The sequence below is a fragment of the Corallococcus sp. AS-1-6 genome, from assembly GCF_020037015.1.
Classification (GTDB): Bacteria; Myxococcota; Myxococcia; order Myxococcales; family Myxococcaceae; genus Corallococcus.
Map to the genome: position 1 here is coordinate 1 of NZ_JAIQDE010000024.1, position 26,407 is coordinate 26,407.

The window sequence follows — 26,407 nt, forward strand, 5'->3', positions numbered from 1 at the left end:
ATGACAAGGTTGAGAACGGAGGGCACGAGAAGCCCGGACTCATGCCTTCAAACCGGGCTTCTTCAACAGCCTGCTAGGGCTGGATGAAGGCGGTGGGCGGCTTCCGAAAACGCGTTTCAAAGGCCGGGAGCGGACAGAGCTGGCCGCCTACCTGGTTGGCGCCGCGTACAACCTGGTGCGGAGGGCGCGGCTGGCTGCCGCATAGGCACCCTCCGCTCTCCGCCCTCCGCCCCCCCGATGACAAGGTTGAGAGCGGAGGACATGGGAGGCCCGCTCTCATGTCTACAAACCGGGCTTCTTCAACAGCCTGCTAGTACCGTTTGAACAGATTCGCGACAGTTCCCAAGGAGGGGTGAGAGTACTGAGCTCGTGAGCGTATCTCCAAGCCAGGACTTCGCGGTTGAGCCCAGTGCTCGGTCAACACTGTGAGGGCACTCTTGCCGCGTACAATGCTTCCTCGACTTCGGATGGTAAGGGATGCGGACGAGTTTCCATGTTGACGAACGTCACCCCTGCGCCGTCACAGATGACGAGATGCTGACCGTGCTTCAACGCGCTCAGAACCTTGTCTGTCTGGCTTCTGGTGCGTGTCACCTTCGTAGGTTTCGCAATCCCCTCAAAGCTCAGCTTGAAAAAGCCTTCGTCGCGTTGCCACCGTGCCAATACAAGGGGACCACGAAAACCGATCGCCATTCCCGTTGGGAACCAGCACAGCACGTCTTTCTGTTTCCAAGCGACGGCCAGTTCCTTTGCTGCGGCGCAATGGGTGAGAAGCACGAATGAATTTTTGCCAGTTTGCTCGTTGGCCCAGTAGCCGGTCTTCGCTGGTGAGCCGTTTACGATGATGACGCGACTCATTTCATGCCTTTACTTCAGAGAACGAGCAGGCTCGTGCCGGAGGCGCGAGGTCCATGGGAAAACCAAGCCAGGATGGAAGGGGGTTGAATACTTCTTCCTGGTTTAGCTTGTTGTTGCCGTGAAGGTATTCGCCCCGGAGCCAGCCGATAGGGATTCTTCCGTTGTAGGGGCGCTCTTGGAAGTCGATGACGCCCGCGATTCCATCGGTTGAGTCGCCAAGGATGTCGTAGCCGCTGAACGGAGACGGAGTGGTTTCAAACGTGAAGACTTGATCGTAGATCGTCGTCGTGGCTTCACTCAGGTGGAACCGATGGAGGAAAAAACGAAATGATCCCTCGGTCATGCCCATGCCGGTCCGCCTGAAGTCCAATCTGCCCCCGGGCGGTATTTCCGCGACCAGGGGCGTGCCTCGGTGCTGTTGGGTGAAATTCTGTTTGAATTTGATTTCGTCGAAGAACCAAGGCTCGTATTGGAGTTCTTTGGTCAAGGCCTCAAACCGGAACTGTGCGCCGCGGATCTTCCAGGCCTGACCGACATCAGGACGCTCCCGCAGATGCTCATCAGCGACTTGTAGCGCCGCGACGGCGAGGGTCTGCAGGAGTGCGGGTTGAAGGTGCTTGGATTCAATCCAATGCCTTGCGTAGAACTTCAGGACTTCGAGTGGGAGGTCGCATACTTTCCCGCGAGGGATATGTGCCCCTGCGTAAGGAGAATTGAACTCGAACTCGCAGAAATCGCTCAGCAACGTCGATAGCCATGGGACGTGCTCGGGGCGGACGTAGCCGGGGCTTGAGCAGAGTCGGCCAACAAGCTTGCCCAGGAACTCGCCACAGGTCTCACGGGTCAAATCTAGTCCGCTCATGACGAGCATCGGGCGGTTGGGGACTTCGGGTGCCCATATTCTTCGTGGACCCTGAACGGAGTCGACGACCCGGAACTCGGACTCCAACTGTGCGCGCCGCTTCTGGCATGGGGCGCATAGGGACCTGGCAGGTGAAAGAGTGCGCTTGCAGTCAGCGCATGCGTGGAAGGGGGACTTGCTCCTTGGCTTCTTTCGCGGCGGAGGCACGAGATGGACTCTCGCACGAGCGAATTCGCGAAAAGCAAAAAGGCCCTGCCGGTTTAGGGCAGGGCCTTCTTTTTTTGCTCCCCGACGTGGACTCGAACCACGGACATGGTGATTAACAGTCACCCGCTCTACCAGCTGAGCTATCGGGGAATATGTCCCGTCGCGGCGATGCGTTGCCGTGACGGATGCGACTTCTAGAGAACCGAGCCTGCCCTGTCAACTGTCCTGTTCGATCCGATCTCCCGGCTTATCTCGCAGCCCTGGTCCTCGCTCCAGGGGCTGAGCCCTGTCGTGTCCGAGGCGCTTGCCCGTGTCCTCTCGGGCGACCCCGCCGAGCGCGTCCTCGACCGGACCCTGCGCTCCCACCGCGACCTGTCCCGCGAGGGACGCCAGGCGCTGAAGGAGGCCGTCTTCAACGTGGGCCTCTGGCGCCGCCGCCTGGCGTTCCTCCTGGACTCGCCGGATCCGTCGCCCTCCCAGCTCCTCTTCGCGCTGCTGCATGGCCTCGTGGGCGTTCCCGCCCCGGATGCCGCGTCGTGGGCGGGGCTGGCGGCTCCGCTGCCTTTGCGGACCGGGACGCCTCCGTCGCTGGCGCTCCGCGCCTCGCTGCCGGACTGGCTCGCGGACCACTTCTCCCGGGAGCTGGGGGCGGAGGCGGAGGACTTCTGCGCCCACCTCAACGTCCCGGGCCCCATCACGCTCCGGGTGAATCCGGCCCGCATCTCCCGTGAGACCCTGTCCGCGCGCCTGGCCTCCGAGGGCGTCTCGACCCGCCCCGGCTCCTGGAGCCCGCTGGCCCTCCATGTCGACGGCCCGCGTCCGAACCTCTACGCCCTGCCTTCCCTCCAGGAGGGCCTGTTCGAGGTCCAGGACGAGGGCAGCCAGCTCCTCGGACTGCTCGTGGAGGCCCGGTCCGGGGAGACCGTGCTCGACCTCTGCGCCGGGGCAGGGGGCAAGACGCTCCAACTGGGCGCCGCCATGAAGGACTCCGGCCGGCTGCTCGCCTACGACCCGGACGCGGAGCGGTTGGACCGGCTCCAGCAACGCGCCTCCCGGGCCGGGCTCACCCGCGTCCAGGTGCTCCGGGCGCCTCCGTCACCGGGCCTCGACGCCGACCGCGTCCTCGCGGACGCGCCCTGTTCCGAGCTGGGCTCGCTCCGCCGGGGGCCGGACCTCCGCTTCCGGCTCACCCCGGACTCGCTCTCCCGGTACACCGCCGTCCAGCGCGACATCCTGGCCCGGGCCGGGGACGTGGTACGCCCCGGTGGCCGCGTCGTCTACGCGACCTGCACCGTCAACCGCGCGGAGAACCAGGACGTGGTCGCGGACTTCCTCCGCTCCCGCCCGGACTTCCGGGCCGTCACTCCGGGCGCTGGCTGGCTCCCGGACGCGTGCCTCCAGGACGGCTTCCTCCTCGTCACCCCCCACCGCCACGGCACGGACGGGTTCTTCGCGGCGGTGCTCGAACGCGGCACGGCGGGGTAGGGCGGCTCGGCTCCAAACCTGTCCGACAGTCGGACAGGTTTCCAGTGACGGCCGGGCGGACGAGCGCTCCACGGGGCCTCGTTCCCCCGTCCTGCGGTACTCAACGCTTCGGGCCACGGCCTCCCTGAAACACCGTGTCGCCCTGGCACCGGGTGCTATGAAGCGCTGCGTGCGTTGGCTCAAGCCCCTTCCGCTCCGTCCCCGCGACACGGTGCAGGTCGTCGCCCCCGCGGGTCCCTTCGAACAGGCCCCCTTCGAGGCCGGCCTGCGCATCCTCTCCGAGCGCTACTCCCCGGTGGTCCGGCCCGACATCGGCGCGTCGCACCGCTACCTCGCCGGGGATGACGCCCGCCGCCAGGAGGAGCTGTCGCACGCGTTCCTCGACCGCGCCTCCCGCGCCATCTTCTGCGCCCGGGGCGGCTATGGCAGCTCCCGCCTGTTGCCGGAGCTGCCCATCGACAAGGCCGGCCCCGTCGCCTTCACCGGCTTCTCCGACCTGACGTCCATCCACTGCGCGCTCCAGGCCCTGCACCGCGTCTCCTTCCACGCGCCGGTCCTCACGCAACTGGGCCGCCAGTCGACCCAGGTCCACGACTACCTCTTCCGCCTGCTCGAATCCGCGGAGGCCCCGCCGCCCCTCAATGGCACCGCCACCTACGTCCCCGGCACCGCCGAGGGCGTCCTCGTGGGCGGCAACCTGTCCGTCTTCTCCCGGCTCCTGGGCACGCCGTACATGCCGCCGCTCGACGGCGCCGTGCTCCTCCTGGAGGACGTCACCGAGCGCCCCTACCGCATCGACCGCATGTGGACCCACCTGCGGCTCGCCGGGGTCTTCTCCCGCGTGCGCGGCATCGTCCTGGGCGACTTCACCGCCTGCGAGGAGAAGGACGCGAACTACTCCAGCGCGGACGTGCTCCGGGAGCTGGCGCGCGACGCGAAGGTGCCCTGCGCCGCGGGCTTCCCCATTGGCCATGGCGCCATCAACTACCCCGTGGCCCTGGGCACCCACGTGCGCCTGGACGCGGACGCCGCGCGCCTCACCTTCCTCGAAGGCGCGGTGAGCCCCGGATGAGCCAGCACCCCATCGCCAACCTCCAGGCCGTGCTCGATGACGGCGTGGAGCTGGGCATCTTCCCCGCCGCCCAGGCCGTGGTGCTCCACAAGGGCATGCAGGTCTTCGGCGGCGTCGCCGGCAACGTGACGGGCGACACGCGCTTCGACCTTGCGTCCCTCACCAAGGTCCTCTCCACCACCGCGCTCTTCCTGCGCCTGTGGACCGAGGGCAAGGTGGGCCCGGACACGCTCGTGTCCCGCTACTTCCCCGGCTCGCCCGCGGGCGACGCGGGCGTCACCGTCGCGGACCTGCTCTACCACCGCTCCGGCCTGCCGGCCTTCGTCCCGTTCTTCGCGGACGCGCTCAAGGCCCACCCGGAGCTGCTCGACGCCGGCTGCCCTGCGTCCGTCCGCGCGCAGGTCCACGCGGACGTCCTCCACGCCGCCGCAGCCACGCCGCTGGACTCGCCCGTGCGCACGAAGTCCGTGTACAGCGACGTGGGCTTCATCCTCCTGGGGGACATCCTCGCCCGCGCCGGTGGTGCGCCGCTGGACGTGCTCTTCCACCGCCACATCGCGGAGCCGCTGGACCTGAAGGCCCGCTTCCACCGCCTCACCGACTTCCCCACTGACGGCGCCACCGCGCCCACCGGCGCCATGCGCCCGCGCGAGCCCGCTCCCGGCCAGGAGTCGCTGTGGAAGGACGTGCCGTCCCGGCCGTCCCGCCCCGCCGAGGTGGACGACGACAACGCCTGGGTGCTGGACGGCGTCGCGGGACACGCGGGCCTCTTCGGCACCGCCGTGGACGTGGCCCGCTTCGGCCAGGCCGTGCTGGAGGGCGCCGCGGGCACGCATGCCGCGATTGCTCCGGGGCCCCTGTGGCACCGCGCGCTCGCCACCGACCCGAAGGTGGAGGGCAGCACGCGCTCCATGGGCTTCGACTCTCCGTCGAAGGGCTACTCCAGCGCGGGCCGCTTCATCGGCGACACGCCTCCGGGCGCGGTGGGCCACCTGGGCTTCACCGGCACCAGCCTCTGGGTGGACCTGAGGCGGTCGCTCGTCGTCGCGCTCATCACCAACCGCGTGGCCCAGGGCCGTCAGGACCTGCGCATCCGCGACTTCCGCCCCGCCTTCCACGAGCTCGTCGTGGAGGCGCTCGACCTCCACGTCCTCCCCTGAGGAAACCGCAGCATGGCTGACGACAACGGCAACGTCCTCGACTCACTCGACCCGAAGTCCGTGCGCCGCATCCACCTGGTGGGCGTGGCCGGCACCGGCATGGGCTCCTTCGCCGGCATGCTCAAGGCCGCCGGCTACGACGTCACCGGCAGCGACGAGAACGTCTACCCGCCCATGAGCGACATGCTCCGCACGTGGGGCATCCCCGTCAGCACGCCGTACGCGCCCGCCAACCTGGACGCGGCGAAGCCGGACCTGGTCATCATCGGCAACGTCATCCGCCGGGTGAACCCGGAGGCCACCGCCGTGCGCGAGCGGGGCCTCAAGCAGATGAGCTTCCCCGCCGCGCTGGGCACGCTCTTCCTGGACCGCTCGCACTCCGTCGTCGTCGCCGGCACGCACGGCAAGACGACGACGTCCTCGCTCATGGCCCACGTGCTGGTGTCCGCGGGCAAGGACCCGTCCTTCCTCGTGGGCGGCGTCACCCAGAACTACGCGGGCAACTACCGCGTGGGGACGGGCCCGCACTTCGTCGTGGAGGGCGACGAGTACGACACCGCGTACTGGGACAAGGGCTCCAAGTTCCTCCACTACCGCCCGCGCACCGCCATCGTCACCAGCGTGGAGTTCGACCACGCGGACATCTTCCGCGACCTGCCCCACTACGAGGCCACCTTCGAGAAGTTCGTGCGCCTGGTGCCCAAGGAGGGCCAGTTGGTCGTCTGCGCCGCGTACCCCAACGCCGTGCGCATCGCGCGCGGGGGCACCGCGCCCGTCAGCACCTACGTGGCGAAGGAGGGCGCGGACGCGGACTACACGCCCGTGAACCTCTCCTTCGGTCCCGAGGGCGCCCGCTTCAACGTCGTGGAGAGGGGCCACGACCTGGGCACCGTGACGCTGCCCCTGTCCGGCGCGCACAACGTGGAGAACGCGCTCGCGGTCATCGCCGCCGCGCGCGGCCTGGGCCTCACCTTCGCTGAAATCCAGCAGGGCCTGTCCACCTTCCAGGGCGTGAAGCGCCGCCAGGAGGTGCGCGCGGAGATGGATGGCGTGCTCGTGGTGGATGACTTCGCGCACCACCCCACCGCCGTGCGGGAGACGATTGCCGCCATCCGCCACCGCTACCCGGACCGGCGCCTGTGGGCCATCTTCGAGCCGCGCTCCAACACCAGCCGCCGCAACATCCACCAGGAGGACTACGCGCACGCCTTCCCCGGCGCCGCGCGCGCCAGCCTCAAGGTGCCCGAGCGCCACGACAAGGTGCCCGAGGGCGAGGAGCTCAACGTCCCCAAGCTCATCGAAGCGCTCAAGGGCCAGGGCATCGCCGCGGATGGCGCCACGGACGTGCAGACGCTGGTGGACCGCGTCGCCTCCGAGGCGAAGTCCGGCGACGTGCTGCTCGTCATGAGCAACGGCGCCTTCGGGGGCTTCATCGAGAAGCTGCTCACCGCCCTGAAGGCCCGGGCGGGGAAGGGGACCTGAAGCCATGCGCCGTCCGTTCCTCCTCTCGCTGGGGGCCCTGGCGTTCGCCCTGGGCTGTGCCTCCGCGCCGGCCTCGTCCCTGCCGCCGCTCACGGACCGGACCGGTGACGGTCCGCGAAGCAGCAGCGCCGCCCTGGAGTCGTCGAACCGGGGCCCGGGCCAGCCGCTCGTCTTCCAGGTGAAGCGCTACCCGGACAACAGCCCGTACGACTTGAAGAGCGACCGCGGGCAGGTCGTCCTGCTGGACGTGTGGGCCACGTGGTGCGAGCCCTGCAAGGACGCGCTGCCCATGTACGCGCAGCTCCAGAAGGAGTACGGCGCGCGCGGCTTCAAGGCCTACGCCCTCAACGTGGACGAGGACGTGCGCGCCATCCCCGCCTTCCTGGAGGAGGCGAAGGTGGAGGTGCCCATCCTCCTGGACGCCAACGCGCTGGTGTCCGAGCGCCTGCTGAAGGTGCGGCTGATGCCCACCACCTTCCTCATTGACCGCAAGGGCGTCGTCCGGCACGTGCACGAGGGCTTCGCCGAGGAGTTCCTCCAGCAGTTCCAGACGGAAATCGAGCAACTGCTCGCCGAGCCCGCCTCCTAGCGCGCACCCCCGGGGAAACGCATCCATGGCCCACGAACCGGAAACGCCCGCCGCGCTGCGCCGCACCGCGGAGGAGGGCGCCCGCATGGCCGGCCACATCCTCCGCGAGCGCTTCCCCCAGCACCGCACCATCGAGTTCAAGGGCGGCATCGACCTGGTGACGGACGCGGACCGCGCCTCCGAGGACGCGCTCCTGGCCTTCCTGCGCCAGCGCCACCCGCACCACGCCATCCTCGCGGAGGAGAGCGGCGCCACGCAGGGCACGGACACGTTCCGGTGGATCGTGGATCCGCTGGACGGCACGACCAACTACTCGCACCAGGTGCCGCACTTCTGCGTCAGCGTGGCGGTGGAGGGGCCGGAGGGCACCGTGGCGGGCGCCGTCTACGACCCCATGCGCGACGAGCTCTTCTCCGCCGCGAAGGGGCAGGGCGCCACGCTCAACGGCGTGCCCCTGAAGGCCAGCCCCACGGCCACGCTGGAGCGGGCGCTCCTGTGCACGGGCTTCCCCTACGACGTGCGCGAGCGGCCGGACCTGCCCGTGGGCCTCTTCAGCCAGCTCATCCTCCTGGCGCAGGGCATGCGCCGCACCGGCAGCGCCGCGCTGGACCTGGCGTACGTCGCGGCCGGCCGCTTCGACGGCTACTTCGAGTTCGGCCTCAAGCCCTGGGACATCGCCGCGGGCGGCCTGCTGGTGGCGGAGGCCGGCGGCGTCATCGTGCACATCGACGGGCGGCCCTTCGACGTGCTCAAGGGCGACGTGCTGGCGAGCGGCGCGAACCTGGCGCCCCAGCTCATGGCCCAGGCGAAGCGCTTCCTGGATGAAATCGGCTGGACGCCGCGCGACTAGAAGAAGCTCTCCGGCACGAAGACGATGTCGCCGGCCTGGAGCAGGAAGTTGCGCTCGCGCCCCACGCCGATGTCCTCCACGGGCACGCGAATCTTGCGCTCCTGCCCGTCCACCACGCGCGTGACGAGCGTGTTGTTCTTCGCCGCCAGCTTGGTGAAGCCACCGGCCAGGGTAATCGCCTGGATGATGGACACCTCGCCGGTGACGGGGAAGGTGCCGGGCTTCTGCACCTCGCCGAAGACGAAGATCTTCTGCGAGTTATACTCCCGCACCAGCACGGACACCTGCGGGCGGCGCAGGTAGCGCGCCAGGCAGTCGCGCAGCGCGTCCGCCGCGGCGCTGGCGGTGAGGCCGGACAGCGACACCTTGCCGCACAGCGGATAGTCGATGGTGCCCTCCGGCGACACGCGCCAGGTGCCGGAGTGCTCGGGCTCCTGGAAGACGCGCACCTCCACCACGTCCCCGGGCCCCAGGTTGCCGCCGGACGTCGCCGCGGCCTCCGCGGACGCGGCGGGCGTGGGCGGAGGGGGCGGCGGGCGCGTGTCCGCGTGACACGCCGACAGCACCGCGAGCAGGACGGGCAGGACGAAGCGGAGCCGCGAGGGACGCATGGGCGCGGAGGGCCTCAGTAGGAGACGGACACCCGCGCGTAGCCTTCGTGGCGGGTGTAGTTGAGGCCGGCGGCGCCCAGCGATGACGAGCGGGTGCCCAGCATGTAGCCCACCGCGCCCACCAGCCACGGGCGGATTTGATACTCGGGCCCCAGGTCCAGCGTCACCAGCGTGTCGCCGCGGCCGCCCGCGAAGGAGAGGAAGTCCAGCGCGCCCGTGGCGTGCAGCGCGAGCCGGCTGCCCATCACGGAGCGCCCCTCCGCGTAGACGCGGTCGTCGCGGAAGGTGCCGTAGGCGGCCACCGGCTGGAAGGCGCGCAGGTAGCCGCCCTTCACGGTGAGCGACGGGCCCAGCAGGTACGTGCCCTCCACCTGCCCCACCACGGTGCCGCCGCCGCTCGAGCCCAGGTTCTGGGCCCAGCCGGCCTTCGCCGTCAGGGTGATGCGCGGGGACACCAGGCCGGACACGCCCGCCATGGCGTGCAGGATGGCCGCGCTGGGCGTGGTGGTGTCGTTGAAGTAGCCCCGGTACTGCAGGCCCGTGTCCACCACCACCGCCGTCTTGGGCAGGAAGCGCCAGCGGCCCTCGGCGCCCAGCCGTAGGTTGCCGTAGTTGAACTGGCTGGCGGCGAGCGGATCACACGCGGCGTCCGTGCAGCCGATGGGCGTCATGCCGCCCAGGGGCTCGAAGAACTCCATCGCGTACGCCAGGCCCGGCGTCACCTCCAGCGCGCCGCCGCCCGGCTTCCACTGCGCCTTCACGCGCGCCTCGTTGAAGAGGCTGAGGATGCCCGCGCCCAGCGCCGCCGTGCGTGTGCGGTCCGAGCGCGTCAGCTCGTCGCCCACCTCCACGGACAGCGTGCTCTCCTGGTTGAAGCGCAGCGCCAGGTCCGCCGCGCCCTCCAGGTGCGACGCCGCGCCGGAGCCCGCCGTAATCAGGCCCGTGTAGGCCACGTAGTCCAGGTTGCCGCGCAGCGCGACGGCCAGCTTGGGGGACGGCACGTCCAGCATCAGCCCGGGGCGGATGTGCAGCGCCAGCTCTCCGGAGAGGTCCGGGGACAGGGGGCCGGTGCCTGCCTCGCGGAAGTAGCCCACGCCGCTGTCCAGCCGCGTCTCCAGGTCCAACGTGGGGTGCAGCCGCCCGTTGCCCACCTTCAGGCCGTTGCCCCCCGGGGGCCGTCCGCCCACGAACGCCTGCGCCGACGCCGTCAGCGGCAGGAGCGCCGCGAGCGCCAGGGCCCCGAGGGCCAGACGGAATGTCCCAGGCTGCTTCATGGTGTCAGACGCGCTCCACGCGGTGGGACGGCGGGCATAGCACGCGGGTTCCCGCGCCGGAACAAACGGTCCAGGGCCGGGACCGCGGGAGGTGGAAGGAGGCCAGCCACTCAGTCCACGGGGCTCGCGGGAGGAGGCCGGACAATCAGGTCCGGCGGAGGCGGGGGACGCGTGGGGTCACCCCCGGGCAGGTTGTCGGGCTCCTCCACCTCCACGAAGAGGTTCTCGTCCGTGCGGAAGGCGAGCTGCCCGATGCACTCCTCGGCCTCCGAGCGCAGTTGGCCCACCTTCTGCTGGGCGATCATCACCTTGGTGAACTCGTGCTCGCCGGGCGCCGCCTCGCTCTTGCTGACGGCCTCCTGGAGGGCCACGTCGGCCTGCTCGGAGATGCGCAGGAGGCCTTTTATCTGCGTCAGCTTCTCGTTGGCGCAGTTGAGCTTCACCACGTCCTTGGTGCGCCGCGCCTCCTCGACCTTCTCGAACACCTGGCGGAGCGACTCGCGCATGCCGCCCAGCGCCTGCGTGCTGCGCTCCAGCTTCTGGCTGTCCGGCACGTCACCGGCCTTGTCCAGCGCGGGCGGAGTGGGGCGCTGCGGCGCCGCGGGCGACTGCGCGAGCGCCATCCCGGAGGTGATGAGTCCTCCCACGACGGCGAGCATTCCCAGGGTGCGCATTCGCCTCACGAGTCCTTCCGGCCCTTCCCAAGCTTCGAGAGTCGAGCCTAGGAGTGAGGGGGAGGGGTGTCAACGCAATGCCCCATCGCCCCGGAGTCCGGTTTTCAGAGGATGGAGTCAGTCCTGGGGGGCCAGGCGGGCGTTGGCCTCGCGCAGGCGGGCGGACAGGCTGCGCGCGATGTTCACCACGATGAAGGTGAAGCCGTCCGCGTGCGCCAGCCGGAAGGTCCGCAAGTCCTGCGCGGTGAGCTGGAGCAGCTCCACCTCGCCCAGGGCGCGCACGGTGGCGGAGCGGTGGTCCTTGTCGATGAGGCCCATCTCCCCGAAGAACTCCGGCGGGCCCAGGACGGTGAGGGGCTTCACCCCGTTGCCCGCGCTCCGGCGCACCACCTCCACCTGGCCGCGCACGATGACGAAGAGGCTGTCACCCAGGTCGCCCTCCTCGAACACCACCTCACCGTGCGCGTAGCGGTACAGCCGTGCCAGCTCCGCCAGCCGCGCGAGCTCGGCCGGGGCCAGCATCTCGAAGAGTGGGGATGTGGCGATGACTGCCAGCTTCTCCATGTGCTCCCCGCGGTTCCGGTGCCTCCGGAAGGTCCGGGAGGTCCAGCCTATTCCCCTGGCGAGAAGATGAACGGGTAGCTGACGGGGACGTCATCACTCGGTTGGAAAGGGAACTTCCAGGCGCGGATGGTGGTGATGATGCAACTGCTGACGCCCTCGGAGCGCAGGGTGGATTCCTCCACCTCCACGTTGCCGGCGCGACCGTCCGGCTTGAGGTTGAAGCGGACCATCACCCTGCCCTTGAGGGTGGGGTCGCGCTTGAGCTCCTTCTCATAGCAGCGCTGGATGGACGCCTTCATGCGCTGGATGAAGCGGGCCAGCTCCTTGGGGCTGACCTCCGAGCTGTCCACTTCCGGCACCGAGTCCGCGACCTGGGGCACCTTGACGGCCTGCTTCTGGCCGGTGTTCACGGCGCCCGCGCCGGAGGTCTGCGTGGCGCCGATGCCCGCCACCTTGCCGCCGGTGTCCCCCTGCGGGTTGGCGATGCCGTTGCCGCCACCGGAGCCCACCGCGAGCGCGCCACCCGCCGTCGCGCCCTTGAGCGCCTCCTCCACGCTGCCCGCGCTGCTGCTGTCACCAATCAGCTTCGCGATGGCGTCCCCACCGCCGGCGCCGGTGCCGCCCAGCAGCTTGAGGATGCCGGCGTTGCCCACCTTCTCCGCGATCTGCTGCCGGCGCTCCGCGCTGTTGGCGGGCGCGGCCGGCGAATCCGGGGAGGCGGCCTTCTTCGCGGGGGCCTTCTGCTCGTCCGGCTTCTTCTCCTCCGTGGCGGGGCCCGTGTCCTTGGGCTCCTCCTTCTTCGCGGGCTGGGGCGGGATGATGGCGCGCACGAAGCGGTCTTCCAACTGGTCCAGCTCCACCTCCGCCTCCACCGGCGCGGGCTGGGCGACGATGAGCGCCACGCTCAGCACGTAGAGCACCAGCATCGCCGCCAGGATGCCGAAGAAGACGCGGTCCACCGTGCGCCACGGGCTGGCCTTCAGCTCCGGGGGGAGGGCGGGCTTGGAGCCCTCCGCGGGCGCGGGGATGAAGTGGAAGAAGAGCGTGGCGTCCGGCAGGTCCACCTTGCCGCGGGCGCTCTCCTGCAGGGGCAAGTCGAAGGTGTCGTCCGCGCGGCGGGTGGCCAGGCCCTGGGCCCGGAGCGCGTCGAAGTCCACGTCCGACGAGCCCAGGTTGACGCGGCCCTGCATGTGCTCGTCGATGATGAGGTGGAACTGCTGGCCGCGGTTCTCCAGGACCTTGAAGCGCGGCGGGCGCTCCTGGGTGGGGGGCAGGACGATGGTGTTGCGGGCGTCCTCGCCAATGGTGACGGAGTCGTGGAGCAGGTGGTGCTCTTCGACGATGCGCCCGTCCTGGATGACGCCGACGCGCAGCAGCTTGGGGCGGGTTTGAAGGGCCATGGAACTAGAACGGGTCCTGCTGCACGCTCTGGACCACCTTGGGCACGAAGCTCTCCGTGCGGTTCAGGTCGTCGAAGCTCGGCTTGGAGCGGTCGAGGAAATAGAAGGCTTCCGGCTTCTGGATGCGCCCCTCGACCTTGATGGCCTCCAGGCGGATGGCCTTGGCCGGCTTCTTCGGCGCCGGAGCCTGGGGCGCTGGCGTCGCGCCGTCCGCCGCCTTCTTCGTGGACGCGGGGTCCTCCGCCCAGGACGGGCGGGCGATGGCGACGAGCAGCAGGAGGAGGGCGGGGCGCATGGCTTCAGGTCGAGGCTACCGGACGTCTTGGGACACCTTACCCGAGGCGCCCGGCCGCGTGGCAGGGGGCCCGGAGGGCGAAGCAGGGGTCGGGTTTGCCTCGGGAGCCTTCGCGGGGGCGGCGGCTCCGGCGGCCTTCTTCAGGCCCTCCTTGCGCTCGCGCTCGCGGCGGCGGGTCTCCCGGTCGATGCCCTTCTGCGCGTCCTTGAGGTACTGCGCGGTGCGCTCGTCGGTGCCGCCCTTGGACTTGTACTGCTCCAGGAAGGCCGCGGCCTTCTGGAGGCGCTCCAGGGCGTCCATGCCTGCGGGCTCCAGGTCCAGGTGGAGCAGGCCCAGGTTGAAGTACACGTCCTTCGCGTCGGGCTGGAGCTGGAGCACGCGCTCGTACTCGGCCAGGGCGCGGGGGAAGTCGCCTTCGCCGCGGTACGCGTTGCCCAGGTTGAGGTGGGCGGCGGCGAAGTCCGGCGCGGCCTTCACGGCGGCCTCCAGCTCCCCGCGGGCGCCGGCGTAGTCCTCGCCCTCGTTGAGCAGGGTGCCCAGGTTGTTGCGCGCCTCGGCGAAGTCCGGCCGCAGCGCGATGGCCTGGCGGAAGCGCTCCAGCGCCAGGGGCCGCTCCTTGAGGCCCAGGTGCACCAGGCCCAGGGCGTTGAGGGTGGCCGCGTCCTGCGCGTCGATGGCGAGCGCGTTGCCCAGCACCATGGCGGCCAGCTCGTACTTGCCCTCGCGCGCGTACACCTGCGCGAGCACCTGCATGGCGGGCACGTGCTGCTCGCTGACCTGGAGCGCGCGGCGGGCCTCCGCGACGGCGGCGGGGTGCTTCTTCTGGAGCAGCAGGTTCAACGCCAGCGCCGTGCGGCGGGCCACCGAGTCCTGCTTCGTCAGCGCCTCGCGCAGCTCCGCCTCCAGCGACGCCGCGCGGCCGGTGCGCGCCGCCAGCCGCACCAGGCAGTCCCACGCGGCCTCCTGGTCCGGGTCCAGCGCCAGCGCCTGGCGGTAGGAGCGCTCCGCGTCCGGGAAGCGGCCCTGGCGCTCCTGCACGATGCCCAGGTTCGTCCACGCGGGGCCCAGCTTCGGGGACTTCTCCAGCAGGGCCTTGAGCGCGGTCTCCGCGATGGTCAGCTCGCCGCGCCGGGCGACCTCCACCGCGCGGGTGAAGTCCCGCTCCGGTCCCGCGAGCGACTTCGCCGCCGGCGCCAGCTCCTTCGCCTGGGGACTCGCGTCGCCAGCCTTCGCGTCGCCAGATTTCGCGTCGCCAGATTTCGCTTCGCCAGCCTTCGGCGACGTGCTGACGGCCGTGGCGGGCCCGGCTTCCGGCCCGGTGAGCTTCGAGTCCTTGCGCGTCTCCGGACCGGAGGCGCAGGCGGACAGCCAGAGCACCAGCCCGGTGAGCGCGAACTTGCGGCCCGCGTTCATGGCGTGCCCCCTTCCGTGAGCCGGGGCGCCTTGTCCGGGTCGACGCGCGCGGGCGCGGCGGGCGCGGCGAGGCTGCCCAGCAGTCCGTCCGGGTACACGGCCTCCAGCGCGAGCGCGCCCCGGGCCTCCTTGAGGACCGGGTACTCCTTGGGGCGGAAGCGGTTGAGCGCCTCCAGCGTGCGGCGCGTCCACTCGTTGGAGACGCGGTTGTTGCGCGCCTCCTTGAGCGTGGCGGCGTAGCTCTCCACCGCGCGGTCCTCCAGGGCCACGGTGCGCTGCGTGAGCATGTCCTGGTACGTCAGCACCGCGTCGTCCCCCAGGCGCTTCACCTCCGGAGGCACCGGCGCGTCCAGCAGCGTGGCCGCGAAGCGCTCCAGGGCGTAGCCGCGCCGGTAGAACGACGCCAGCGACCACTCCAGTTGCTTGTACGGCAGGACCTTCGCATACGCGGCATCCACCGCCTTCACGGCCTCGGTCTTCTTGTTGAAGCTCTTCTCCAGCGCCTTGCCGGCGCCGCTGAGCTTCAGCGCGTCGAAGCGCTGGAACTCCAGCTCGGCCAACTGGAAGCGGCTGTAGGCGGCGGCCTCCGCGGCGCGCGGCTGCGTGTCCGGCTTCAGCTTGCGGCGGTCGAAGTCATCCGCCGCGGCGGAGTACGCGCGCTGGGCCTCCTTCGCGTTGCCGCGCTTCTTCCACGCGTCGCCCAGGCGGCGCTTCGCGTCCACCACCAGCTCCACCTGGTCCGCCTTGCTGGCGAACTTGCGGACGAAGGCCTCCAACGCCTGGATTTCGCCCCGGGTGTCGCCCTGCTTCTCCAGGATGCGGGCCGCGCGGTACTGGTTCTCCGGCGCGTTCTTCCCGTGGGGATACAGCTCCACGCAGCGCTGGAAGGCGGCGGCGGCCTCCGCGTAGCGCTGCTGTCCTTCGAGCAGCGACGCCGCGTTGTAGAGCGCGGCCTCGCGCTCCTCGGCCTTCGGGTAGTCCTTCACCAGCTTCTGGTAGCTCGTGACGGCCTTGTCGAAGTCGTAGGACTTCTGCGCGTTCAGGGCCACGCGGAACAGCGCGGTGTGCGCCCACGGCGACTTCGGATAGTCGCGGTAGATGCGCTCGTAGAGCTTCATCGCGGAGTCGAAGCGGCGCAGCTCCTCGTACGCCACCGCCGCGTTGTTGAGCGCCTTGTCCGCGAACTCGTGGCGGGGGGCCTCCTCCACCAACTGGAGGTACTTCCTGGCCGCCTCGTCGTAGCGCTTCTGCGTGGCGAGCTGGTCCGCCAGGTTGAAGCGGCCGGCGAGCTTGAACTTCATCAGCTCGCGGTACTGCTCGCTGGACGGGTCCACCACCTGCGCGTTGCTGGCGAGCCGCGCGCTGACCTCCTCCACGCTCTTCCAGTCCTGGTCGATGAGGAAGGACTCGATGATGAGGTTGGTGGCGTAGCCGGCCACGGGATTGCGCGGGTACGCCTGCACCACGCGCTCGAAGCGGGGGCGGGCCTGGGCGAAGTCGTCGTGCGTGTAGAACAGCTCCGCGGCCTGATACGCGATGCCCGGCGCGGCCTCTTCCTTCGGCAGCAGCGCCACGTACGCGTCGGACGCCTTCACGAGCGCGGCCTCCGTGGGGGCCAGGGCCACGGGCGCGTGCACGCTGTCCTGGGGGCGCTCGCTGGCGCGCAGGGGCTTGCGCTCCGGCAGCCGGCCCGCCCTCACGTCGTCGTCCAGTTGCGCCTTCCAGGCGAGCACCGCGTTGTGCGCGGACACGTCGCGGTAGGTGTTGTCCTGGTTGGAGTCGCGCACGGCCTCGTACTCCTTCGCCGCCGCGCCGTACGCGTCCGAGTTGAAGAGGGACTCGGCGTGGAAGAAGCGCATCGCGTACGCGGTCTTGCTGCGCGGGAAGCGCTCCAGGTACGTGCCGTACGCGCGGGCCGCGGCGGCGTAGGTGGCCTTCGCCTCCGCGGCCCTGCCCTCCTTCTGGAAGGTCTGCGCCTGCTGGTGCTGGTACGCGGCGGCGGAGTAGAGGCTCTGCTCGGCGAGCGTCTGCGCGTGCGACAGCGCGTTCGGGTCGTCCTTGTTCTTCTCGTACCAGGCGCCGCCGGGCAGGTAGCTGTTGGCCAGCTTCTCCGACTCCAGCGCGTACAGGTCCATGCGCCGCTCGCGCTCGTAGGCCTGGACGATGCGCTGCTGCAGGCGGGGCGCGTCCGCGGTGAGCGGGGCGGTGGCCAGCACCTGCTGGTACGCGGCGATGGCGTCCTCGTTGCGGAGCTGGTCGAAGTAGACGTTGCCCAGCCGGCGGTACACCTCCGCCTCGTAGGGCCGGCCGCCGCGCTTGGCGAAGAGCTCACGGGCCTTCGCGATGCCGCCCCAGCTCTCGTCCGCGAGCGACAGAGCGATGTACTGGAGCGCCTCCGAGCGCAGGTCGCCTTCGTCCGCCTTGCTGCCGGACTGCTGGTGGGACTGGTAGTGGTCCAGCAGCAGCAGGAAGCTGTCCACGGACTCCTCGAACCAGTCCATCCGGTAGTACGTCCAGGCCAGCTTGTAGCGGGCCTTGTCGTAGAACCGGTGCTCCGTGTCGCGCGTGGCGGCGGTGTACGCGTCCGCGGCCTTGCGCAGCGCCTCCGGGTCGGACTCGTCCTCGAACCAGTACTCGCCGATGCGCGTCCACGCGTCGGTGGCGAAGCGGCTCTTCGGGTAGCGCGTGGTGAGCTGCTGGTAGGTGGCGAGGCTCTCCTCGTCCTTGTGCTGCTCGTTGAGGCAGTACGCCAGCAGGTACAGCGAGCCGTCGTTGAGCCGGTAGTCCGGGAAGCGCGAGAGGAGCGTGCGGTACACGCCGATGGAGGGCGTGAAGTCCACCTCCGGCTCCGGAGGCAGGTCCGCGATGGCCTCGTCGGACATCGTGCGCACGCGCTCCGCGTAGTCCTTGCGCGCCAGTTGGTGCTCGTCCGCGGAGCGCTCGTAGTACAGCTCCGCCAGCCGGAACATCACGTCCGGCGTGGCGCGAGGCTCGGCCGGGTAGCGGCGCAGGAAGTCCTCCGCCCGGGCGATGGCGTCCAGCCGCTGCGTGCGCTCCTGCGACTCCAGCGCGGTGAGCGTCTTCTCGTAGGCGTTGTCGAGCGCCGAGCGCTTCTGCTGGTAGCGCCGCTCGATGAGCTGCTTCACCTCGCGGTGGAAGTCGCGCGACTCCGCCTCGTACGCCTCCAGCGCGCGGCTCACGTCGCGCAGCAGCTTCTCCTGTTCGGGCGTGTGGCCCAGGCCGTCCAGGTAGCGCGAGGCGTTGGGCGCGGGCGGGGCCGGAGTCGCGGGCAGGGCCTTCGCGGGGGCCGCGGGCGCGGAAGGGGTGGAGGACTTCTTCGCGGCCTGGCTGGAGGCCTTCGGCTTCGCGGCGTGAGCGGCCAGCGGCGCCAGGGCGAGGAGGAGGGCGAGGGCAGGGCGGCGCATGGCGTCTCAGTCCCCCCCTTCCGACGTCAGGACGTCCTTGAACTCCAGCTCGAGCGCGCGCAGCGCGTCCGCCTTCTCCTTGGCGACCTTCTGGATGTTCGCGGCGTTGTCCTGCGTGCGGCTGAAGGCCACGTCCACCGTGCCGGTGTCGGCCTTGAGCACCAGGTCGTAGAACTGCTGCCGCACGCGGCGGAAGCTGTCGTAGGCGATGCGGCCCACCAGGTTGCGCGCGTCACCGGACGCGGCGGCCACCTCCTGCTCGTAGCCCTGGAGCAGCGCCTGCTCCACGCGCACCTTGTCCCGGATGGACTTCACGCGGTGCTCCAGCCGCGAGCGCAGCGCCACCCGGGCCACCGCCACCCGTCCGCGCAGCGAGTCGATGCGCGAGCGCACCGCGTGCATGCGCAACAGCACGCGGGTGTCCTCGCCGGACAGCCGGCCTTCACCGGCGCGCAGGATGCCGTGCTCCTGCTGGAGCGCGGCGGAGTAGCGGGCGCGGATGGCGGCCTCGCCCTCCAGCGACGTGTCCGTGGACTGGCGCTCGCTGGCGAGCCGGGCGCGGGTGCGGTCCAGCTCCGCCTGCAGGTCGCGCAGCGTGGCGATCTCCGCCTGGAGCTGCACCAGGAACTCGCGCTCCTCGGCGGGGTCCGCCTGCCGCTCGTCGCGCGTGTCCTCCACCCACTTGCGGATGGCGGCGGCGTTGGCGTGCAGGCTCTGCAGCTCGTAGCCCACGCGGAAGGCCTCGCGGTCCACCGCGTCCACCTTCGCCTGCATGCGGTGGCGGCGCTCCTCCAGCTCCTTGTTGGTGGTGGGCAGCGCCGCGAAGCGCAGCCGCTGGGCCTCGCGCGCGCCCTGGGCGACGAGCAGCTTCTCGCGCTCGGCGGGCGTCAGCTTCTCCTCCACCAGCGCGGCCTCCGCCTGCACCAGGGACTGCTCCACGGCGGTGAGCGCGGTGTCCACGGCCTCCGTGCGGACGTAGCCCTCCTGCAGCTCCGGGAAGGCCTCCAGCCCGCGCGCGTCCAGCGCCTCCAGGATGCGCTCCGCGATGGCCTTCGCCTCGCCTGCGCCCTGACGGCCGCTGTCCAGGTCGCCCACCATCCGCACCGCGTCCGCGACCTCCTTCTGCGTGGACGCGTACTTCAGCGCCAGCGGGGGCAGCAGCGTGCTCACGTCCAGCGAGCGCTCGTTGCGCGCGAGCAGGTTGTCGAAGTACGCGACCGGGTCCTGGTTCACGCGCAGGAGCGCGTCCACCTTGTCGCGCGCGGGCGTGAACATGCGCGCCACGCCGTCATACGTCTCCAGCGCCTCGTCGTACTGGCGCAGCTTCTGGAGCAGGTGCCCCTGGAGGATGCGCGCCTCGGGGGCGAGCTGCGAGTCCGGCGCGACGAGCAGCAGGATGTCCGTGGCGTTCTTCGCCTGCGTGAAGTCCTGCTTGCGCACGTACGTCCACGCGACCTCCAGCAGCGACTCCGGGAAGCGCTCGCTCTCGCGGGGAATCTGGCCGTAGTGGTCCAGCGCCTCGTCGTAGCGGCCCGTCTCGTACATCAGCCGGCCCAGGGACAGGAACGCGAGCTCGCGGAAGCGCTGGGCCTCCGCGTCGTCCAGGCCCGTGGACACCACGGCCTCCGGCCCGGTGCCCACGATGCGCTGGAACTCGGCGATGGCGGCCGGGTAGTCCCCGCTCTGCACGCTCAGCACGCCCAGGTGGTAGACGGCCTGCACGCGGAAGGCGCCGGGCGCCTGCGCCAGCGGGGCGAACAGCGCGCGCGAGCGCTGCTGGTGCTCCTCCGGCGTCAAGTCCTGGCGCTTGAAGGTGCCGCGCGCGTGCACGTAGGCGATGTCCGGCGACAGCACGCCGCCCGACAACTGCCGCGCCTTCTCCACGTACGCGTCGATGCCGTCGAACTGCTGGAGCCTGCCCGCCACCGCGAGGTAGCGGCTCACGGCCTCCTTGTAGCGCTGGGGCGTCAGGGGCAGGGCCAGCACGTCGCGCAGGTACACCCTCGCGCCAATGTCGTTCTTCTGCTGGTAGAGCGCGTCCGCCAGGTAGAAGACCGCCTCCGGGTAGCGCGGGTTCGCCTTGAACTCCGGGTCGCTCACCAGGTCGTAGAAGAGGACGGACGCGGCGGCCCAGTCCCCCAGCAGCGAGTACACCTCGCCCTCGGAGAAGCGCTTGAGCTGCGAGTCGGTGCTGCTGGGCTCGGGGCGCTCCGTGAACTGCGTCTCCACGAAGCGCAGCGACTGCTCCGCGGTGCGAAGCTGCGCCTCCACCGCCTCCACCGAGGCCGCGCGCGTGCTCAACGAAGCGGGCATGGGCGGCAGCGCGGCCCCCGGCTTGGAGGCCTGGGGCGCCGGAGCGGGCGCGGCCCCGAGGGACAGCGCGAGGGCCAGGGCGTGCAGCGTCGCGGTCACGGCCGTCCGCTCCTACTTCGGCTCGCTGGAGGTGGTGGCCGGCGCGGGCGTCCCCGGAGCGCCTCCCGGCTCCGAGCCAGGACCGGCGGGCCGGTTCGCGCGCGTGTCCTTGGCCACTTCAATGTCGTAGCGCACCGCGGGCCGGTCCTTCAGGTCCGTGGTGAGGCCGCCCTTCTCCACGCCCACCACGTTCACCGTGGTGACCTTTCCGGACTCCGCGTTGAAGGTGTAACTGGATTGCACCTTGAACTTGTAGCCTTCCAGGTAGCTGAACACGCCGTAGCCGCTGCCCCGGTACACCAGACGCACCGCGAGCTGGTGCTGGCCCGGCACGATGCGGCCGTTGAAGACCTCCAGCGCCTGGTGCCGGTTCAGGTCTCCCTGCGTGTCCACCTGGGTGAAGATGGGCGCGCCGTCCAGCGCGTACACCACCGACTCCAACTGGAACGCGTTGCCCATCTCGTTCTTGTGCACCAGCACCGCGCGGGCGCCGGTGGACAGCTCGCCGCCCATCACCGACTCCTGGAGCAGCAGCAGGCGCGCCTTGGAGCGGTAGATCTTCTCCTTCAGGTCGACGACCTGCTCCTCCAGCGTCTTCACGCGCGTCGTGAAGGCCTCGTCCGCCGTCTGGTCGCCCGCGGGGGCCTGCGCGGCGGGGGCCTGCGGCGTGCCCGCGGCGGCGGGGGGAGGCGGGGAAGCAGGGGAGGGGGACGCACCTTGCGCGAGCACCGGCCCGGACAGGCCAGCGCTCAGGAGCGCGAGGAGACGGAGGGTGGCGGATGCGACGCGCACGGTACGACCTCGGAAGGCGGCTCTGCCCGACGGCACGAGGTCATACCATCCTTTGCCGGGGGCTGCCCGGTGGGGGCCAGCCCGCCGGGCAGGGAAGCAGGCGGAGTGTCAACCGCCCTTGCGCAGCTCGGTGAGGACCAGCTTGGCCACGGCCTTGAGCGTGTCGAACACGCCCACGCCCGTGGGCGCCACGGCCTGGTACTCCGGGATGTTCCGCGGGTTGAGCGCCTTGCGCATCTCCTCCACGGTCACCGCGTTGGGCAGGTCGCGCTTGTTGTACTGCACGACGTACGGAATCTTGTTCAGGTCGTAGCCCTGCTCCGCCAGGTTGATGCGCAGGTTCTCCAACGACTCCATGTTGGCTTCCATGCGCTCGATCTGGCTGTCGGCGACGAACACCACGCCGTCCACGCCCTTCAAGATGAGCTTGCGGCTGGCGTCGTAGAACACCTGGCCGGGCACCGTGTAGAGGTGGAAGCGCGTCTTGAAGCCGCGGATCTCACCGAGCGACAGCGGCAGGAAGTCGAAGAAGAGCGTGCGGTCCGTCTCCGTGGAGAGCGAGATCAGCTTGCCCTTCGTGTCCGCCGCGGTCTTGTTGTAGATGTACTGAAGGTTGGTCGTCTTCCCGCAGAGTCCCGGCCCGTAATAGACAATCTTGCAGTTGATTTCGCGGGATGAGTAATTGATGAAGGACATGGCTTCCCGGGTTACTCGCTGAAGAGGTTGTCGATATCGTCGTCGGAGATCTCGGCGAACGGCGAACCGGCTCCGGGGCTGTCGGTCTTCTTCACGAGGCTTTCGAAGATCTTCGTCAGCTCGTCGCTGGCCTTCTTGATGCGCAGGCGCACCAGACCCAGGCTCGTGCGGTTGTCGAAGATGACGACCAGCACCACCCGGCTGCCGACGATGGTCATGTAGAGGCTGTCCTTCGCCCCTTCATGGAACTGGTTGGGGAACTCGTTCTCCCCGATGAGCTTCGCGAGTCCGCCCATGGCGGCCACGTTGCCGGCCGTCAGCGACGCGAGCGACGTGGTGTCGATGTTCTGCGTCTGGCCGGCCGAGGAGATGAGCTGGCCGTTCTTGTCGACGAGGAAGACCACCTTCGCGTTCGCGTCCTTGGTGAGCCGGTCGCAAACGGCGTTGATCTTGGTGAACTCCTCTTCGTACATCACCAGTTGCGTGCCCATGGGCGTATGCGCTCCTCAGCGTTCGCTCGCCCCGCGCACGGCGGCGCTCCGATGTTTCTGGAGTGAATCCCGGAGGTTAGACGAGGCGCTACCGACCGCCGTCATGCTTAGCAAAGCAGTTCCACTCCAGCAAGAAGCCAGCCGTGATCCGCGCCGCTTCTTGAAGGAATGACGGCTTCGCGGGTTGGGACACCTGCCCACCTTCTCTATACTCTCCCGGGCCTTGCGTCGCCCGAGCCCCCTCACCGACATCCTCCCGCGCCTCGTCGTCCTCGTCCTGGCGCTCGCCTGTACCGGGGCCGCCCGTGCGCAGGCCCCCGAGTCCGAGCGGGCCTCGCTGCGCCTTCGTTACGGGCTGTCCTCCCGGCAGGGTGAGCAGGTGGATGTAGGGCCCGGGCTCACCTACTCGGGGCTGACGCCGAACGACGTGGCGCTGACGTTGATGGGCTGGGCGGGCGAGCACCTGGGCGGCCAGGTGGAGTTCCAGCGCGAGGCGTTCGAGCTGCGGGATGCCTCTTCGCGCGTGACGGGTGGAAGCCTGGTGCGCGGCTCGGTGGGGCCGCGCGGGCGCCTGTCGCTGGGGCCGGTGCGGCTGGAGCTGGGGGCGGGCTACGGCTTCGCGCAGTTGCCGCTGTTCGGCGGGTTCACCTACGCGCCGGTGCTGCAGCGGGGCGTGCGGCACGCGGCGCTGTTCTCCGGGCGGGTGCTGGTGGCGCTGCCGGCGCGGCTTCAACTGGAGGCGCGGGGCGAGGTGCCGCTGACGCTCTCCGCGCACGCGGCGGACGGGCTGAAGGCGTCGTCGTCCGGCTACGTGGTGGGCGCGGCGCTCTCGTATCCGGTGGTGCGCCGGGACGGCTGGACGGGGCGGCTGCTGCTGGACGTGCAGCAGGCGCACGACACGATGGAGCTGGAGGACAGCGGTCTGCGCTCCGAGCAGCGCATGCGCCGCGTCGGCCTGGGCTTCGAGGTGGCGTTGGGACCGGCGCCGAGAATCATCGAGTGCCCGGTGCATGGATATGTCCCCATCCAGGTGGTGGACGCGGACACGGGGGCACCCCTGGTGGGTGCGCGGGTGCGCGTGCCCTCGTTGCTGCAACCGGGGATGACCGAGGAGAAGGTGACGGACGCGCAGGGGCGGGTGACGGTGAATCTCCCCACCGGGGAGCAATCCGCGCAGGTGAGCCTGGAGGGCTATGACTCCACGACGGAACGCACCACCGTCGCGTTCATCGAGAACCCAGGTCTGGCGATCCGGCTCCATAAGAACGCGCCGAAGACGGGCTCCCTCAAGCTGAAGGTGGTGCAGGGCAAGAACAGCGCGCCGGTTCCGGACGTGCAGGTGGTCTCCGGCGCCGCGCGGCTGCGCACGGACACGGCTGGCGAGCTGCTGCTCGAAGGGCTGGAGCCGGGGCCCGTGGTCGTGGCGATGTCCGCGCCGGGCTTCCGCTCCACGGAAGAAGCCGCGGTGGTGGTGGCGGGGCAGACGTCGGAGCTGGTGGTGGTGCTGTCGCAGGACCGCAAGGGCGAGCTGGCCACCCTGGTGGGCCAGGTGCGCAGCGCGCGCAGCGGCAAGCCGCTGGTGGCGACGGTGACGATTCCCCAGGCGAAGGTGCGCACGCGCACGGACAAGAGCGGCGCCTTCACCGCGCGCGTCCGCGGCGGCACGTACCGCATCACCCTGTCCGCGGCCGGGCACCGGACCCAGACGAAGACGGTCACCGTGCGCGAAGGCGAGCAGGCGATTCTCAACGTGGATCTGTTCCCGAGGGGCCGGTGAGTCGCGCGGCGGTGCCGCGACGCGCCCGTCCGTCGTCGTCGAGGTTTCAGTGAGTCCTGTCCGCATCCTGGCGCTGTCGCTGCTCGTCCTCCTCTCCGGCTGCTCGGGGTGCGAACGCGAGGAGGCGCCGAAACCTCCGCCGGTGGTGGAGGTGGACGCGGGCGCCGTCGTCCCCATTGGACGCCTGGAGGGGCTGTCCGGTGACGTGCGCCTGGAGCGCGGCGGCAAGGTGGGCCCGGCGGTGGAGGGCCCCCTGCTCGCGGGCGACGCGGTGGAGACGGGGGAGAGCGGCTCCGCGACGGTGCGCTTCCCGGGCGACCGGACGGTGGAGGTGGGCAGCGAGGGCCGGTTCGCGGTGGGCTCGGACGCGACGGGCATCGTGATGAAGGTGGAGCGCGGCATCGTGCTGTCGCGCGTGCCCGCGGGCGGGAAGCCGGACAGCGCGGGCTCCAAGGTGACGTTGAACATCCTCACCCCCTTCGGCCTCACGCGCGTGGGGCAAGAGCCCTCGGAGGTGAAGGTCGCGGTGGCGGAGGACTCGGCGCGGGTGGAGGTGAAGCTGGGCGCCATCGAGCTGGTCTCCAAGGACGGCAAGACGCTGCGCGCGGCCCAGGGCGACGCGGTGGACCTGACCCGCGAGCGCGCGCAGGTGACGCCCTCGGCCCCGCGCGTCGTGGAGCTGGCGCCCATCCCGGTGACGGTGCGCGCGACCTCCGGTGTCACGGAGGTGAAGGCGAAGGACACGGGCCGCTGGCGCAAGGTGCGCCGCGAGGGCGAGGTGCTGGCCTTCGGCGACGGCGTGCGGACGAAGGGCGGTGAGGCGGTGCTGTCCCTCAAGGACAGCGGCACGGTGCTGACGCTCGCTCCGGGCGCGGAGGCGGTGCTGGAGAGCGCGGGACAGCAGGGCACCATCGACGAGGCGCGCGTCAACCTGCTCCAGGGCCTGTTGGCCGTGCAGCTCGCCATGGGGCGTGAGAGCCGCGTGGTGCTGCCGGGGATGACGGTGGAGTCGGGCAGCGGCGCGCGGCTGGAGATCCGCCGCACGAACGCGGGCATGCAGGTGGCGGCGCACACCGGCGACGTGACGCTGCGGCGGGGCGAGGCGCGGCAGGAGCTGCGCGCGGGCGAGCGCGCCACCGTGGGCACGGACGGCAACGCGAAGGTGGAGCCGCTGGAGGAGGCGGCGGTCGCGGTGGGCCCGGGCGAGGGCACGGAGGTCTTCCACCGGGGCCTCGCGGAGGTGGCGCTCACCTGGGAGGGCCAGGGCGACGCGGTGGTGGAGGCGGCGCAGGACGCGGCCTTCAAGCGCCCGGTGCTCTGGGGCCGCGTGCACCGCGCCTCCGTCAACGTGTCCGCGCTGGCCCGGGGCACGCTGTACTGGCGGGCGCGCAAGGAGGACGGCACGCAGGTGGCCGCGGGCAGCATCCACTTCGCGCCGGAGTCCCCCACCAGCTCGCTGGCGCGCGTGCGCAACGTGGTGCCCGAGGGGCCGGAGAAGACGACCATCTTCTACCAGGACAAGCCCCCGGCGGTGACGTTCACCTACGGCGAGGAACCGCAGGCCCGTAGCTATCGCGTGGCGGTGTACAAGGCAGGCTCGTTGGCGACGCCCGTGGTGCAGCGCACGGTGTCGGAGACGCGCGCGGCGCTGGAGGCGGGACAGTTGGGGGAGGGCAGCTATCTGTGGTCCGTCACGCCGCTGTCGCAGGCGGGCGCGGCCCTCAAGGGCGGGCGGATGAACAAGCTGGAGCTCGTCTATGACAACTCGGTGGTGGGGCTGGTGGTGGACAGCCCACGCCAGGGTGGGCCGGCGGCGGAGAAGGTGCGGGCCTCCGGTGTCGCGCCCGTGTATGCCCGCCTGTCCATCAACGGACGGGCCGTGCCCCTGGACGCCAAGCACCGCTTCGATACATGGGTGGCCCCCATGGGAATGCCCCCCCTGCTGGTGTTTAAGATGACGCGCCCCGGTGCCCCGGACGTACTCACGGTGCGCACCCTGAAACCGCGAGGACCTTGAG

At 70.4% G+C, this 26,407-nt stretch carries 22 protein-coding genes and 1 tRNA gene; 8 read left to right on the top strand and 15 right to left on the bottom strand.

Annotated elements, in window-relative coordinates; translation table 11 throughout:
- Positions 1-417 precede the first annotated feature (417 nt).
- From K8612_RS27780 to K8612_RS27790, 3 genes are all read right to left on the bottom strand, one after another.
- The gene (locus K8612_RS27780; protein ID WP_223764502.1) at positions 418-858 is read right to left on the bottom strand and encodes a hypothetical protein; all 441 of its coding nucleotides are present in this window, start codon (positions 856-858) and stop codon (positions 418-420) included.
- 1 nt (position 859) lies between these two features.
- A complete protein-coding gene (locus tag K8612_RS27785) occupies positions 860-1,720 on the bottom strand; it encodes a hypothetical protein (RefSeq protein WP_223764503.1) in 861 nt (286 codons plus the stop codon).
- Positions 1,721-2,004: 284 nt separating this feature from the next.
- A tRNA-Asn gene (locus K8612_RS27790) sits at positions 2,005-2,077 on the bottom strand.
- Positions 2,078-2,218: 141 nt separating this feature from the next.
- On the opposite strand from K8612_RS27790, the gene K8612_RS27795 reads away from it, so the two are divergent.
- The 6 genes from K8612_RS27795 to K8612_RS27820 all read left to right on the top strand — a co-directional run bounded on the left by K8612_RS27795 (position 2,219) and on the right by K8612_RS27820 (position 8,565).
- A complete protein-coding gene (locus K8612_RS27795; protein ID WP_223764504.1) occupies positions 2,219-3,412 on the top strand; it encodes an RsmB/NOP family class I SAM-dependent RNA methyltransferase in 1,194 nt (397 codons plus the stop codon).
- Positions 3,413-3,569: 157 nt separating this feature from the next.
- Positions 3,570-4,484: an LD-carboxypeptidase gene (locus K8612_RS27800; protein WP_223764505.1), complete on the top strand. Its 915-nt coding sequence runs from the start codon at positions 3,570-3,572 to the stop codon at positions 4,482-4,484.
- Positions 4,481-5,644, top strand: a complete 1,164-nt coding sequence (locus K8612_RS27805; RefSeq protein WP_223764506.1) for a serine hydrolase — start codon at positions 4,481-4,483, stop codon at positions 5,642-5,644. The genes K8612_RS27800 and K8612_RS27805 overlap by 4 nt, the downstream gene beginning before the upstream one ends.
- Positions 5,645-5,656: 12 nt before the next feature.
- A complete protein-coding gene (gene mpl, locus K8612_RS27810) occupies positions 5,657-7,126 on the top strand; it encodes a UDP-N-acetylmuramate:L-alanyl-gamma-D-glutamyl-meso-diaminopimelate ligase (RefSeq protein ID WP_223764507.1) in 1,470 nt (489 codons plus the stop codon).
- Between the two features lie 4 nt (positions 7,127-7,130).
- Positions 7,131-7,715: a TlpA disulfide reductase family protein gene (locus K8612_RS27815; protein WP_223764508.1), complete on the top strand. Its 585-nt coding sequence runs from the start codon at positions 7,131-7,133 to the stop codon at positions 7,713-7,715.
- Between the two features lie 25 nt (positions 7,716-7,740).
- Positions 7,741-8,565, top strand: a complete 825-nt coding sequence (locus K8612_RS27820) for an inositol monophosphatase family protein (protein ID WP_223764509.1) — start codon at positions 7,741-7,743, stop codon at positions 8,563-8,565.
- Here K8612_RS27820 and K8612_RS27825 read toward each other — a convergent pair.
- The 12 genes from K8612_RS27825 to mglB form a co-directional block, all read right to left on the bottom strand.
- On the bottom strand, positions 8,562-9,176 hold the full coding sequence (locus K8612_RS27825) for a polysaccharide biosynthesis/export family protein (protein ID WP_223738470.1): 615 nt from the start codon (positions 9,174-9,176) through the stop codon (positions 8,562-8,564). The genes K8612_RS27820 and K8612_RS27825 overlap by 4 nt on opposite strands.
- A gap of 14 nt (positions 9,177-9,190) precedes the next feature.
- The gene (locus K8612_RS27830) at positions 9,191-10,450 is read right to left on the bottom strand and encodes a hypothetical protein (RefSeq protein ID WP_223738471.1); all 1,260 of its coding nucleotides are present in this window, start codon (positions 10,448-10,450) and stop codon (positions 9,191-9,193) included.
- 110 nt (positions 10,451-10,560) lie between these two features.
- Positions 10,561-11,124 (bottom strand): hypothetical protein, encoded by a 564-nt coding sequence (locus K8612_RS27835; RefSeq protein ID WP_223764510.1) that lies wholly within the window; start codon positions 11,122-11,124, stop codon positions 10,561-10,563.
- Between the two features lie 117 nt (positions 11,125-11,241).
- Complete coding sequence (locus K8612_RS27840) at positions 11,242-11,688, bottom strand: cyclic nucleotide-binding domain-containing protein (protein ID WP_223738473.1); 447 nt, start codon at positions 11,686-11,688, stop codon at positions 11,242-11,244.
- A gap of 47 nt (positions 11,689-11,735) precedes the next feature.
- Positions 11,736-13,088, bottom strand: a complete 1,353-nt coding sequence (locus K8612_RS27845; RefSeq protein WP_223764511.1) for a TonB family protein — start codon at positions 13,086-13,088, stop codon at positions 11,736-11,738.
- 4 nt (positions 13,089-13,092) lie between these two features.
- Complete coding sequence (locus K8612_RS27850) at positions 13,093-13,383, bottom strand: hypothetical protein (RefSeq protein ID WP_223764512.1); 291 nt, start codon at positions 13,381-13,383, stop codon at positions 13,093-13,095.
- A 15-nt stretch (positions 13,384-13,398) separates the two neighbouring features.
- Positions 13,399-14,796, bottom strand: coding sequence for a tetratricopeptide repeat protein (locus K8612_RS27855; protein WP_223764513.1), 1,398 nt, complete (start codon positions 14,794-14,796; stop codon positions 13,399-13,401).
- Positions 14,793-18,221 (bottom strand): tetratricopeptide repeat protein, encoded by a 3,429-nt coding sequence (locus tag K8612_RS27860; RefSeq protein ID WP_223764514.1) that lies wholly within the window; start codon positions 18,219-18,221, stop codon positions 14,793-14,795. The genes K8612_RS27855 and K8612_RS27860 overlap by 4 nt, the downstream gene beginning before the upstream one ends.
- A gap of 6 nt (positions 18,222-18,227) precedes the next feature.
- On the bottom strand, positions 18,228-20,633 hold the full coding sequence (locus tag K8612_RS27865) for a tetratricopeptide repeat protein (RefSeq protein ID WP_223764515.1): 2,406 nt from the start codon (positions 20,631-20,633) through the stop codon (positions 18,228-18,230).
- A 12-nt stretch (positions 20,634-20,645) separates the two neighbouring features.
- Positions 20,646-21,425 (bottom strand): dihydrolipoamide acetyltransferase, encoded by a 780-nt coding sequence (locus K8612_RS27870; RefSeq protein ID WP_223738479.1) that lies wholly within the window; start codon positions 21,423-21,425, stop codon positions 20,646-20,648.
- A 108-nt stretch (positions 21,426-21,533) separates the two neighbouring features.
- A complete protein-coding gene (gene mglA, locus K8612_RS27875) occupies positions 21,534-22,121 on the bottom strand; it encodes a gliding-motility regulator Ras-like GTPase MglA (protein ID WP_014394794.1) in 588 nt (195 codons plus the stop codon).
- Between the two features lie 11 nt (positions 22,122-22,132).
- Positions 22,133-22,612 carry a gliding-motility regulator GTPase-activating protein MglB gene (gene mglB, locus K8612_RS27880; RefSeq protein ID WP_002637270.1) on the bottom strand — a complete coding sequence of 160 codons (480 nt, stop codon included), beginning with the start codon at positions 22,610-22,612 and terminating at the stop codon, positions 22,133-22,135.
- 223 nt (positions 22,613-22,835) lie between these two features.
- Between mglB and K8612_RS39375 the strand changes: the two genes are divergently transcribed.
- Together K8612_RS39375 and K8612_RS27890 are read left to right on the top strand one after the other, a co-directional pair.
- A complete protein-coding gene (locus tag K8612_RS39375; protein ID WP_306799735.1) occupies positions 22,836-24,389 on the top strand; it encodes a carboxypeptidase regulatory-like domain-containing protein in 1,554 nt (517 codons plus the stop codon).
- Between the two features lie 49 nt (positions 24,390-24,438).
- Complete coding sequence (locus K8612_RS27890) at positions 24,439-26,406, top strand: hypothetical protein (protein WP_223764516.1); 1,968 nt, start codon at positions 24,439-24,441, stop codon at positions 26,404-26,406.
- Position 26,407 lies beyond the last annotated feature (1 nt).